11 protein-coding genes are annotated in these 12,836 nt (G+C 34.0%); 2 read left to right on the top strand and 9 right to left on the bottom strand.

Annotated features, from left to right (window positions below):
• The 5 genes from O1A01_RS14125 to O1A01_RS14105 form a co-directional block, all read right to left on the bottom strand.
• The gene (locus O1A01_RS14125) at positions 1-2,571 is read right to left on the bottom strand and encodes a helicase-related protein (protein WP_066410927.1); all 2,571 of its coding nucleotides are present in this window, start codon (positions 2,569-2,571) and stop codon (positions 1-3) included.
• Between the two features lie 53 nt (positions 2,572-2,624).
• Positions 2,625-3,401 (bottom strand): VOC family protein, encoded by a 777-nt coding sequence (locus tag O1A01_RS14120; RefSeq protein WP_066410925.1) that lies wholly within the window; start codon positions 3,399-3,401, stop codon positions 2,625-2,627.
• A 71-nt stretch (positions 3,402-3,472) separates the two neighbouring features.
• Positions 3,473-4,681, bottom strand: a complete 1,209-nt coding sequence (locus O1A01_RS14115) for an alanyl-tRNA editing protein (protein ID WP_270064361.1) — start codon at positions 4,679-4,681, stop codon at positions 3,473-3,475.
• Positions 4,682-4,792: 111 nt separating this feature from the next.
• The gene (locus O1A01_RS14110) at positions 4,793-5,254 is read right to left on the bottom strand and encodes an SRPBCC family protein (protein WP_066410922.1); all 462 of its coding nucleotides are present in this window, start codon (positions 5,252-5,254) and stop codon (positions 4,793-4,795) included.
• 100 nt (positions 5,255-5,354) lie between these two features.
• Positions 5,355-6,269, bottom strand: a complete 915-nt coding sequence (locus tag O1A01_RS14105; RefSeq protein WP_270064360.1) for a phosphatidate cytidylyltransferase — start codon at positions 6,267-6,269, stop codon at positions 5,355-5,357.
• A gap of 83 nt (positions 6,270-6,352) precedes the next feature.
• Between O1A01_RS14105 and O1A01_RS14100 the strand changes: the two genes are divergently transcribed.
• Positions 6,353-6,898 (top strand): hypothetical protein, encoded by a 546-nt coding sequence (locus tag O1A01_RS14100; protein ID WP_270064359.1) that lies wholly within the window; start codon positions 6,353-6,355, stop codon positions 6,896-6,898.
• A gap of 97 nt (positions 6,899-6,995) precedes the next feature.
• Here the strand turns inward: O1A01_RS14100 and O1A01_RS14095 are convergent, their stop codons facing one another.
• The 4 genes from O1A01_RS14095 to O1A01_RS14080 form a co-directional block, all read right to left on the bottom strand.
• Positions 6,996-9,239, bottom strand: coding sequence for an AAA domain-containing protein (locus O1A01_RS14095; protein ID WP_270064358.1), 2,244 nt, complete (start codon positions 9,237-9,239; stop codon positions 6,996-6,998).
• Between the two features lie 136 nt (positions 9,240-9,375).
• The gene (locus O1A01_RS14090) at positions 9,376-10,350 is read right to left on the bottom strand and encodes a CAP domain-containing protein (RefSeq protein WP_270064357.1); all 975 of its coding nucleotides are present in this window, start codon (positions 10,348-10,350) and stop codon (positions 9,376-9,378) included.
• A gap of 101 nt (positions 10,351-10,451) precedes the next feature.
• Positions 10,452-11,405 (bottom strand): Gfo/Idh/MocA family protein, encoded by a 954-nt coding sequence (locus O1A01_RS14085; RefSeq protein WP_084380083.1) that lies wholly within the window; start codon positions 11,403-11,405, stop codon positions 10,452-10,454.
• A gap of 163 nt (positions 11,406-11,568) precedes the next feature.
• Positions 11,569-12,396, bottom strand: coding sequence for a manganese catalase (locus O1A01_RS14080; RefSeq protein WP_066410916.1), 828 nt, complete (start codon positions 12,394-12,396; stop codon positions 11,569-11,571).
• Between the two features lie 218 nt (positions 12,397-12,614).
• Here O1A01_RS14080 and O1A01_RS14075 point away from each other — a divergent pair, with 218 nt between their 5' ends.
• Positions 12,615-12,830: a hypothetical protein gene (locus O1A01_RS14075; RefSeq protein WP_066410914.1), complete on the top strand. Its 216-nt coding sequence runs from the start codon at positions 12,615-12,617 to the stop codon at positions 12,828-12,830.
• The last annotated feature ends 6 nt before the right edge of the window (positions 12,831-12,836 follow it).

The raw sequence follows: 12,836 nt of genomic DNA, 5'->3' as shown, positions 1-12,836 counted from the left end.
CTAATAATTTTTATGTTTTTTTCTTAGCCTCGAATAATGACAGCCATCACAAACTTCATATTTATAGGAAGGATCCAACGTTTTCTTGCAAATTTTACATCTTTTCTTCATTAATTGAACATCTGAATTCAATCGTTCATGTGCTTGGTCACTGTATGTTTCTCTAATTCGTTCCCAATAGAGTGCTTCTGTCCTTTTATCAAGGCGATAGAGAAATAGTAAATGTAATCCTATAGCCTTATATGTTAACTCGATATTTTCTAAACTGTCATTTTTTAAAACAGGTTCTGGCAATTCTTGTCCTTCTGCAATACATAACATCGTTGAATACCATTGTTCCACTAATACTTGCTCTCTTGTTGCAAAAGGTAAATGTAAGAAATGGTATAATTCTTGCAACGGAATACGAGCTTCAATTATCGTATCTTTCACCGTTTCATAAAGATATTGTTCTTCCTGTAAACTAGCCTTCGTTGTACCAGGGGGGCTTTCGAACTTCTCCCATAGTGTAAAAAAGAGCTCTAATTTTCGAGAGTACTTTTGGAAACGCTCCAAAATAGTAGCTGTTGGTGCTATAGCAAACGTTTGGACATGCTCATCTTCTTTTTCTAAAAGCGTGGCCATTTCCCTTACATATTGAGTAAAAGCAACTTTTCCAACATTGTAAATTCCTTTTCGTCCTGCTCTACCAGCAATTTGTTTTACCTCTTGGGATGTTAACCGTCTACGCCTAATACCATCAAATTTTTCTGTTTCTAGGAAAACGACTCTTCTAATTGGTAAGTTCAATCCCATTCCAATAGCATCAGTAGCTACAATAATGGTCGTCTCTCCTTTTAAAAATCTTTGTATTTGTTTTTTTCTTGTTTCTGGTGGCATACTTCCATAAATCATGCTTACAGAATGACCGTTATTTTGTAGGATAGAGGCCGTTTCCAATACTCGTCTTCTTGAAAAGCAAACAATCGCATCTGCTTTTTTTGCATGTGTTAACTTAAATTCTTTTTCTTCCACTTGAAGTGGAATATCTCGTTTATATTCATTTAATTCCACCTGTGCACCGTCTAATAATTGAAGAAGCATGCTCTTAATATTATTACTTCCAATTATGTGTATTTCTTTTGCCCTTGCCTTCGTAATCGCTTTATACCAGGAATATCCTCTATCTCGATCCGCCAACATTTGAGCTTCATCAATAACAATCACTTCATAAAAATCCTTTTCATGAAACATTTCTACAGTGCAGGACACGTGCATTGCTTCGGCTATTACTCTTTCTTCTTCTCCGGTTTTAAGAGAACAAGGAATGCCTCTATTATTTAGCGTGTCGAATACTTCAAGGGCTAATAAACGTAGTGGTGCTAAATAGAGACCTGATTCCGCTTGTTCCATTCGTTGCAAAGCATGATACGTTTTTCCTGTATTCGTTTCCCCAATATGTAGAACATATTTCATTCCTTTATTGATAGACGCCTCATATTCTCTACCGAAAATGTCATGAAGCATTCTCTCTTCTTCTTCTTTTTTTCTTCTCTCTTCTGCTAACTCTTCTTCCTTTCTTATTGCTCGTTCCTTTACTTGTTGGTGATAAAGTTTTTTATGCTCACTTAAATCAAACGTCATTTCATTTAATAAAAGGAGATGATCGATATACTCTGTAACGATTTCTTCCATATACTCGTGAATTAGCAACTCTAAATAATGATTAACATTTTTCTGAATTTCTCTCGATGATAAATTTTTCTGAAAAAGGTCTTTATATTGTACTTTTGTCTCCGTATCTATTTCTTCCACTAACTGTGTTGAAATAAATTTTTGTAAAAACTTATATAGCCTTCTTTCGTATAAAAAATAATAGGTTTCATATTCAAAAGCTACGTCGCTCCAATGCTCCGTATAATGAACATTTCCTGTTAGTTCTGCAAAAAATTCTCCAACTGTTCGATAATCTTTAAATTCAAAAACTCCATCTTCAATTAAAATTTCTTCTAGACGATACGTTTCTACTGATTTATATTTCACTTTCGAATTAAAATCATTACTTATTTCACTGGCTAAAAAATTTCTAACATATATATAGTAATTATCTTTTTCATGTTCAATGATTTTTAAAGTTTGTTGTTGTAGTTGATTCCAGACCTCATCTTTTTTCACTTGTAATTTTTTCTCATTTTCCTTTTGTAAAAAAGTTGTTCTTGCATTTTCGTATAATTGTTTCCAATGCTCTTCGTCTTTCCCAAATTCAGCCTCTATCCATTCTAAAACTCGGAATGGTTCGTAATCTCTAACTTCATTTCGAAACAATCTGTTTATTATTTTTCGATCAACTTCTTCCACTTCATAATCTCTGTCTTTTAAAAACAGTTTCTTTTCTTTCCTCGGAATATCATTCGTAACCTTATTGAGCCATACATTAACCCATATTTGATCAATATAATGGTGTCGATCTTTAACATATTGTTCATATGTAGGAAGCTCTTCTTTTTGTTCAAAATACTTTATTAAATCTTCTATAATTTTAGCTTTTGTTTGTTCAACTGATTGTTCATATACATATTGAAATTTGCTCATTGGTTCTCCTTTTTTGCACCATTTACTTCTATTGTTTAACGATTATTTTAAAATTATGAAAGTGAGATACTTTTTTTTATAAATGAATAATGACCATTTTCAAGTATTAACGAACGACCAATAGTCGCTAGTCCGTTATTAACGTTAATTCCACATTCATGAATTTGCGTGTGTGCATTTGTAGCAGGGAAAAAATTGATTGTGCAGTTTTTGAACGATAGATGGTAGCTTACAGAATTTCCTTTGTTCGAGCTTTTTCGTAGTGGTTCTTGAAGGCCAAACAATTTTGCCCAAGTAGTTGCAAGCTCGTATACGTCGGGACCATTTATATTTATGTAGCTAATTTCCCCTTCATTTATTATATTTTTCAACGTTTCTTTCCTCTGGAGAAAAGATTCTTCCCACTGTATAAAAAAAGGGTATGGTAAAGAATTGTGATGATCGTCTACTATAAATAACATAGACCATTTTAATTCCGAACCATCATTTTTCTTTCTACTCCCTGGAAGTGGGCCTAACAGTTGATATCCTTTTTCTTTTAAGTTTTTAGCTAAAAGATTCATATTCTCTGTTCTAAAAGCTAATTGTACGAAACCTTCTTGCTTTAACTGTTTTATTAGTGGGTTTTCGGTTTCCTTTGATTGTTGAACATCATTAATACCAATCCATTCAATATATGACAAGTTGTTAAAAAAACATAAACAGTTATAAGTTCCCCAGTTAGCGTGTACGCCACCTTCTACTGCTTTTAATCCATTATCTATAAATTGGTCCATTACACGTTCTGGTGAAGAACAGTAATGAACAATGTGGTCAAATTGTATTTCCATCTAAAATCCTCCATTCTATATTAATAAGCACATAACCATGTGTTATGTGCCTTTTAGTATTAAAGTGTAGTTCACTTAGTGCCTATCGATATATTCAGTTCATTTAGTAGTTTGGTCATAATTTCATCAGGTGAATAACTTAAATCTCCACCACCTTGAGCAAACGCTTCACTTCCTCCCCCTTTACCAGATATTAAAGGAAGAACGGTTGAAAGCAGTTGATTCATTTTATGTTGCGGTTCTTCGGTGCGACCGCAAACAATTTGTAACTTATCCTCTATTGATGAAACAAGTATAACGATAGTATTTGTGCTTTTCTGTAACAAAATTTTCGCAAGTTTTTGTAACTCCTTCATACTAAGGTTAGGGAGAACTGAACTAATAGTATGAAATGGACCTACATATGCACGAATGTCTATTAAACGCTCCACTTCATATGCAATTATTTCTTCCTTTAATCTTTCTATTTCTTTCTCTGACTCTTTTAATTTTGTTAATAGCTGAGATGCACTATCGATAATTCGAGTTTCTGGAGCATTTAACAGTTGACTTAAAGAAGAAATCGTTTCATGTTTAAGGTGAAACTGTTTTCTGACTCTTTCACCACAAATACACGTAATTCTAACATTCTTTTTTTGTTTCTCAGTATGTAATATTTTAATCATGCCAACTTCACTAGTAGTCGCTGGATGTGTACCTCCGCAAGCGTTGTAGTCAAAATCGGGTATAATAACTAAACGAATGTTTTCCTGAACAGAAGGTTTTTTGCGTAGCGGATATAACTCAACTTCACTAGCTGTAATCCATTTGGTTGAAATAGGTTTATTAGCTAAAATTATTTCGTTTGCTAAAGTTTCCGCTTGGAAAAGCTCTTCATTGGTGACACTTTCTGTTTGAATATCAATCGTGCAAGTTTCCTGGCCTAAGTGAAAGCTAACCGTTTCGTATTGAAAAAGTTGAGCGAATGCAGCAGAAAGGATATGTTGTCCACTATGCTGTTGCATATGGTCCCATCTTCTCTCCCAATCAATTTGTGCCTGAACGATCTCATCTTTTAAAGGCTCTTTCAAATAATGACGTATTTCATTGTCTATTATCTCAACATTGATAATAGGAACATTTTGTATATACCCAATGTCGTTAGGTTGTCCACCACCAGTAGGATAAAAGGCGGTTTCTTCTAATACGACATATGTTTCCTTGTCGTTTTCACTGACCTGCTTTATAACTCTAGTAGAAAATGATTGTTTATATTGGTCGATATAATACAGCTTATTCAATATACCCTTCCCCTTTAAACTTATAAATTCATATTTAAATAAATATTATCATTATTTAACGTAAAGAAAAAGAAAACCCACCAACTGGCGAGTTTTCTCTTAATCGAAACGTTATTTATTAGTAGTTACTTCATTTATTTCTAATATTTTATTAGCTACAGCATTTGTTAATTCTAATGTTAAATCAGGTAAACTGTTTTTTAAAATAGAATTAACCATTTTGCCCATTGTACCTTCAGCCTCTATCGTTAAACAGCCAATCATTTCGGTTTCATTATTGGAAATGCGTTTTGCTTCAAAGTACCCATCTCCAAAAAACTTTTCATTTATCCCTGTTAAATTAAAAGTAACTTTTGTTGGTTCTTTCCATTCTAGTATATCTACTTTTAAATGAATTTTCTTTTTTAACAAACCGACGTCTGTTTTAAACTTCCAAGTGCTTTCTCTGTCATTTAAAATTTCATGTTCCATATATCCTGGAACTAGTGGTGCCCAATTGTTCATTTTACTTACAAATTCCCATAAATGTTCGTTCGACAATGGTAAGTTTACTTTATGTACACTAGACGGCAAAATAAATACCTCCAATTCTCTTTTGAAGAGAGGATTTTTTCTAATTGTATTCAACCAATTTATTAATCATGCCTACTAGTTTCAATAATCTATAGAGCTTTTACATAAAATCAAAATAATATCGAATTACGTGGAAAAAAATAGGTGCAGAATAAGCTAAACTATCGACTCGGTTTAAATAGCTTTTCTTTAAAGCGGCTTTTTTCACTTCATCTCCAATTAATAAGTCTCGCTTTAGGAAAGAAATCGTTAAACTGCCACCGAAACATGCAATACTAATTAATAAGCCAGAGATTATACCGAATAATGGTGTCAGTGGAGTTAAGTATTCAAAAATATTATAAGAAATGCCCGTCGTGACAAATGTTGCAACAGTAAATCCTTCCCACGTAATATTCGGATTCGCACTAGGAGCGACTTTTTTCTTTCCTATGTAAATAGAAACAACATACTGTATTAGATCATGTAGCTGTGTTAAAACCACTAGGAATAACACTAAGTTTGCGCCATATTCGGGTGTGGCAATTTGGAAATAAGCTAGATGACTTAATCCAAATACCATGAGCATTAACCCCCATTGTGTAGAACTAACGGAGCGAAGAAAACCAACTGTCCCATTTCCGATAATCCGAGCTAATGGTAAAAATAAAAATACATAAACAGGAATGAAAACAATAAACATTCCATACCAACCGATATATATCCAATAAAATTGTAAAGGGATCGATAAATATGCCCATAGGAAAAGTTGCCTATCCACTTTCCGCGTTTTCATCATAGAAAAATAATCTTTTAAAGAAAAAAAACAAAGAATAAATAGTGCTACTAATGAAATGTTTGGACTGAAAAGTGTTGCAACTGTAAATACAGCAACCATTCCCCACCAAGTTTTTATACGTACAGATAAATCAGAAAAGTCTTTATCCTTCTGTACTCTTTTTAATATAATATAAGAAAGATGAAAGATTGCTAAGCATATAGTAATAATTAATAACGTGACAAATGTATTGTTCATTGTCAAATCCCCCCTGCTATTACCATTATGTCTTTTTCCTAGAATAATGGTCAATAAGAATTATAGATTTTGAGGTATAAGCCATGAGTGAAAAAGTGTATATATTACTAACTGATACAGGAACATTGTTTACGAAATCGATAAAAACTTATACGAAGGCCCCGTATAATCACGCATCCATTTCTTTTGATGTGGGGCTTGAAGAACTATATAGTTTTGGCCGAAAAAAAGCGTCAAATCCCTTTTATGGGGGTTTCGTAAAAGAAGATATAAATCAAGGCACGTATAGCAAGTATCCTGAAACGACTTGTGCTATTTATGAATTGAAAGTTACGGACCGAGAATATAATAAAATGAAAAGAATACTAGAAGTGTTTAAAAAGAACGAAAAACGACTATTTTATAATCTTTTAGGCGTTATTGGGGTGTCTATAAAGGAGCCAGTGGAGCTTAATGCCTCCTACTTTTGCTCGCAGTTCGTTTCTGATTTATTAAGTAGGTCTGGCATACGGCTTTGGGATAAGCTCCCTTCTTTAGTAACTCCTGATGACTTTCGTCAAAGTGAGAAGCTAACTTTAATTTACGAAGGGAAGTTATTTGAATACGACCCAATTAGAACTAAAAAATAGTACGATTGTCCTTTCAAAACGTAAAAACGAGAGGCTTAGGCAAAACTAATTAACCATGATAAAAATAGTTGTGTCCTAACCTCTTCAATATAACCATTTAACTATTAGGTAAGTATGCTTTCCATTTATAAGCAAACTTTGTTGAATCAAGACGAACAGCAACATAAGGAGGAAGGCTATTTTTTGTTACTTCAAATGGCACACCTAACCAAAAGTAGCGGTTGTCAATTAAAATAAAAGGAAACGGAAAGGAATAGCTAGTGTAATGAGCATGTTTAAGCAGGCTATTTCTAGCAGGCGATAAAATAGTTAATTCCGTATTTTTCGCTCTACTGTTTAATGCATTTATCCATTCTGTAGGTAAATTCTCTATGTCTGGAATCGCCATTATTATATTTTTAGCATGTTCGATATCAAAAAAGACTTGTTCTGTTTTCTTTGCATGCATCCATTTTATATTTTTATGATGATGTTTAATCCAAGTACCAATTTTATCATGAGAAATATGTGTGTTACGTTGTAATTGATGATCAAGTAATTTTCTAATTAATTTCGATTGGGAAGTACGTTTTTTCATAAAGTCTGTGTCGCTAACATGAATAAACTTCCCCTTCGTTCTAGTTATCGCAACATTTAAGAGTCGTTCACTTCCTTGGCCAGTAAGTAACCTCCCAACATAATTTTCTGGTGCACTGTCCACTGTATCGAAAATCATTACATCTCTTTCACTACCTTGAAAGCGATGAACGGTTGCAGCAATAATATCTGCTTTATCTTTTTCTTCACTATAAAGATCGTTTATAAGTTCTTCCATTAATTGAGCTTGAGCACGATAAGGTGTTGTATAGCCGATGGAACGGTTTCCATTCATGTATGCTTCGTGAATTAATTGAAAAGAAAGCAACAATTGCCACGGATTTGCTCTTGAATGGGAATTAGGTTCCTTAATACAATGAGCACCTGTATAGGATGTATCAAGTAAAACAGAAGCTTTATTTGGGAAAGGTGCTTTCCTAGTAATGTCTTGACGTAGGATACTTACTTTATCGTAATCCTCTACTAAAGAATGATAAACATTTTTGTTCGTAAAAGCCGAGATTTCCGCATGCATTCGGCGTTGTTCTTTTAGTAGGAATAAATGAGGATGGAGCTTCCCTTCCTCTAATGGTTGTATAACTCCAGTACTATTGAAAATATCATTTTTAAGCCATTTATCTACTAGCTCATGTCTTCCTTGAGCGATAGGAGCTAATTGCTTGAAATCCCCACAAATGATTAATTTCTTTCCTAATGTCGCTGCAAATCCTATTTGTGGTATGTATGCCATACTAGCCTCATCAATAATGATATAATCAAATTCATATTCAAAAATAACTGGGTCAGTTGCAGCTTTTGCTAAAGTAGTTCCAATTACCCCGCACTTTTTTATTACTTTTAATTCTTTTTGGCGTATTTTTTCAATAACGGATGAGAGCCTTTTTTCAATTCGTATTAATTCTTCTGAGTCACGTTTACTAAACGACTTATTAATATCTTCTTTTAATAACCTTCTTTCGAGTAGTAATTGTGTTTTTTCTTCTATTATTGTTGGATCTTCTTTCATTATTAATTGTTCTGTAGTTAAATCTTCATAAAGTACTTTAAATTCACTACTAGGGGAGCCGTACCGAATTAATAATCCTTCTCGAAACATGTTCTTCTTTTTTAAAAAAGAAGATGTTTCTCCGAGCAATACATCAACAGCTTGATTACTATGAGAAAGGATAAGGACGCTTTTATTCTTTAATAATAAATTCGCAGCAACTCTAGCTAACGTATATGTCTTACCAGTTCCAGGTGGTCCCCACACGAAAGTGATTGGATTAAATTTAGATCGTAAAAATACTTCTTCTACGTTCGACTTAGCCTTTACTGGAGAAGGAACAAAAGAATTTGTAGGATTCATTAATCTTTTTATTCTACTGCGCTTCTTTTTGCTATCTTTACTTTCCTCCAAACGATCTATTAATTGGACTAGTAGCTCCCACGGGTCATACGATAGAAAAGCATCCTGAATTAAGTCACCTATAAACTTTTCTACTGTTATAATGACGCTATTCTGTTCGGAAGAAATGATTCTACCCTCTACTTCTAGTTTCCCCCATTGAAACTTAACGATGGAACCATTGGGGATTTTAAGTGACTGAATCGTTTCGAAGTAATAGTGATACCTATTATTTTCCTCAAACATATAATGCCCATTTATTATTTGATACTTTGTACTTCCCCACTTTTTTAAATGCTGTACTTCTATTTGTAAAGCTTTTTGCCATTGTTTAATGTAAGAGTGTGTACTTGTCATTTAGCTCTTCCTTTAATACTAATCATTAATTGCAATATCAACTATAGCATGTGTTTTTTTTATTGAAAAAAGAAAAAATTTTTCAACAAGTGTAAATAAGAGAAACCTTCTAATTTTAGAAGGTTTCTAACGCGATTTATCTTCCGACAAACATTTGTGTCCAATAATGTCCATTTTCTGTATAACCTACACCGATATGTGTGAAATTAGGACTTAAGATATTCTTTCTATGCCCTTCACTATTCATCCAAGCATTTACTACTTCTTCAGGTGTACGTTGTCCCATGGCGATGTTTTCACCAGCAGTATTATAACTAATTCCGAAATCTCTCATCATGTCAAACGGAGATCCATAAGTAGGACTTGTATGTGAGAAGTAATTATTTTGTTGCATATCAACTGATTTTTGACGTGCAACATTACTTATTGATGCATCTGCTTTTAAATCTGATAATCCATTTTTTCGTCTCTCTGCATTTGTTAATTCAATTACTCGTTGTTCTACGTCGCTAATTCCTTGATTTGCTTGTTCTGTCGGTTGTTGTTGCCCTTGCTGTTCTTGTTGTTCTCTGTCACTTGTTGGAGGAACTGGAGTAGCTTGTTCAGGTGCTTGCTGTTGGCCAGGTGTTTGTTGAGCTTGTCCTTGTCCCTGATTTGGTGCAGCAGCTTGTCCGCCACCTTGCCCACCTTGTTTTCCAAAACGATATACTTTAAATTCACCACGTCTAATTTGTTCACTATGAGGGAATTTACTACTAGGTGTTGTAGTCATATATGCGTTTGGATCAATTGTAATATAACCCTGTTTTACTCTTAAAACTTCATCACCAGTTGGTTCATTATTTCGAGTCTGATTTCGATGCGTTACGTTTGTAATATCCCCTAAATTATCGTTCGTTCCAGTTAATCGGTTCGTTAAGTTAGTATTGTTTCGGTCCGCACCATGTCGTAAAGTTCCCATTTGATTGGCGTTTTGCCCTAATGGTCCACCATCATATGTTACACCAGTAGTACCGTTTCCATATCCTTGGGCACCATCTTGAGCACCCATATTACATCCTGTTAGTGCCAATAATAATGCACTACCAATAAAAATATTTTTAATATTCACTTAAGTCTCCTCCTTTTTTATTAGGATATTACCTTTATATCGTTTCTTTTTTCATTTGAAACTATAGTTGGTAATTTCCGCGAAAAATGGGAGGAGTACCGTTATTTTTGGTTAAAATGTAAAATCCCTTCTAGTAGCTTTTGTACATAATAGCCTTCTTCAAAGTTGATAATAAATCCATTTTCTCCGTTTAACTCTTTATTTAGTTCACTTATTAATGATAATGGAGCACCTTCGTTCACTTTTTGGAAAGCACCACCTTTATTAGCCTTTTTAAACTCTCTCCAATTTTCAAGAGATACAGATGCTTCCGTTCCATGTATTACAAATTGTAAGTGTTCCTCTTCAGCGCTTCCTACATAACCGTCTACCACTAATTTAAATCCATTTTTCCATTGAAGCGTAGCAACAACACTCGTTTCACTACTGACTTCATCATTTGGATAATCTATTTCAGCGTAAGTTACTTTTGCATCGTTACCAAATAAATGAATTAACATTTGTAAATAATGTGGCATTATTTCTCTAATAAAGCCACCTTGAAATTTTTTACCAATCCAATTTGTTTTTTGCCAAGGTCTTGGCCATTCATGAAAATGCATTTTTAAGGTAGCTCTTTTCACTTCCCCTAACATCCCGTCGTTTAACATTTTTTTCAGCTCCCAAAACGGAAAACTATAGGCAAGGGGGAAATGAATAGCATGGATGATACCGGATTGTTTAGCTTTCTCTTTCATTTCTTCCGCTTCTTCTAATGAATTAGCAAGTGGTTTTTCGCATAAAATATGCTTACTGTGTTGTATTGCATAGATTGAAATTTCATTATGTAGCGAAGGTGGAACTGCAATATATATTAAATCTATTTCTGGAAGTTGTATTAATAATTTATAATCAGTGTAGCTATGTACATTTGCTAATTGTTTTGCCGTTTCTAAAACTAACTGTTCGTTTGTATCACATATTGCGTAAATTTCGATTTCATTACTTTCTTGAAATTGCTTAATAAGTCTTTGGCCGATTACTCCAAGTCCAATAATGCCAATCTTCTTCATCATACTATCCCCTTTTTTTGAAATATTTTATAAATAAAAAATAGTATAACATAATCATTTTAAAAAAATTATCTTTCCATAAAAAAAGGGAGTAAACAAAATGCCTCCCTCTCTTATACCTCGTAATATTATGTTATTGACTATGGTCCACATCTTATGTGAGAGTTTATTTCAACATTGGTGGTGTATTATGCAGGCTTGGTGGCGCAGGTGGAATAGTTGGTTTTTTCGCAAATGGCACCGGGTGTTGAACATATTGGAATACACCCATACTGTCCATACTTTTTCCAGATGCCCATCTACCAGTACTACTTTCCTCTCCAGCTGAAAGGTTCATAAACGCATAGGCCACTTCTTGTTTTTGAAGTTCTCGTGGGAAAGTGTTAGGCACTACTCTTCCTTCTTGTGCTTCTAATTCGGCAATGGCAGCCATCCACTGGTTTTGATGGGCTGTATCACGTGCGATTAACCACGATAACATATCTTTCACACCACGGTCTTCTGTCATTTCATAAAGTCGAACCGCTTGTAGCCTACCTTGAGATTCCGCATTTAAATTTGCACGAAAGTCAGCTAAAAGATTTCCACTTGCAACAATATACCCTGCATTCCAAGGCACGCCAACGCTATTTACCGGCATAGCTCCTAATCCAGACACAATGGCATGTTGAGGGTTCATTCCTCCCATGATTGCTTCAATTACTGGATTTTTAGCTGCGTGTTCTTGATCTTTTACAGGTGCTTTATCCAATAGTCTAGCAATCATCGTACTTAACATTTCAATATGTGCTAACTCTTCAGTGCCAGTGTCCATTAATAAGTCACGGTATTTTTCTAAACCTCTTGAAGTATTCCAACCTTGAAACAAATATTGCATTGCAACTGAAATTTCTCCAAATTGTCCACCTAATATTTCTTGTAACTTTTTGGCGTAGACTGGATCGGGTCTTTCTGGTTTCGCTCGATATTGTAGTTCTTTTACATGATAAAACATAGTCATCCCTCCAAACGTACTTCATGCCCAATATATGTGAAGGGTTAGGTAAGGGTTACTTAAATAAGAATATTTTTTACGCTACTATCTCTAGTACATATATCTCCATTTTTCATTAATTATAAAAAAATAGATAGATTCATCAGTAAATTAGTCCAAGCAGTTGGGAGAAATACACATAGAATACTATTGAAACTAGTTAATGGAGGTGAATAGGTTTGAGTAAAAGAGACTTCCAAAATGAAATGAACAAAGTTGCAGAATCTAGCGCTAACTTATTAGTTGACAATATTCTTCGCAAGCACAATGTAAAACTAGATAAAAACAGTCTCAGCGCTAGTCAAAAACAACACCTAAGAAAATTAGTGAAAGATTTACAAGCAACAGCAGAAAGACTCCAGCGCGAGTATAAAAAAGAGGAAAAAAATAAATAGGAGGAA

The sequence above is a fragment of the Sutcliffiella sp. NC1 genome, assembly GCF_027594365.1.
In the GTDB taxonomy this organism is placed as follows: domain Bacteria; phylum Bacillota; class Bacilli; order Bacillales; family Bacillaceae_I; genus Sutcliffiella; species Sutcliffiella cohnii.
The sequence above is the reverse complement of the archived record's forward strand: the minus strand, read 5'-3'. Positions and strand labels throughout refer to the sequence as shown.

Coding starts and splice junctions, on each gene's coding strand:
- O1A01_RS14125 (WP_066410927.1), bottom strand. CDS start 2,571: ATGAGCAAATTTCAATATGTATATGAACAATCAGTTGAACAAACAAAA.
- O1A01_RS14120 (WP_066410925.1), bottom strand. CDS start 3,401: ATGGAAATACAATTTGACCACATTGTTCATTACTGTTCTTCACCAGAA.
- O1A01_RS14105 (WP_270064360.1), bottom strand. CDS start 6,269: ATGAACAATACATTTGTCACGTTATTAATTATTACTATATGCTTAGCA.
- O1A01_RS14100 (WP_270064359.1), top strand. CDS start 6,353: ATGAGTGAAAAAGTGTATATATTACTAACTGATACAGGAACATTGTTT.
- O1A01_RS14095 (WP_270064358.1), bottom strand. CDS start 9,239: ATGACAAGTACACACTCTTACATTAAACAATGGCAAAAAGCTTTACAA.
- O1A01_RS14085 (WP_084380083.1), bottom strand. CDS start 11,405: ATGATGAAGAAGATTGGCATTATTGGACTTGGAGTAATCGGCCAAAGA.
- O1A01_RS14080 (WP_066410916.1), bottom strand. CDS start 12,396: ATGTTTTATCATGTAAAAGAACTACAATATCGAGCGAAACCAGAAAGA.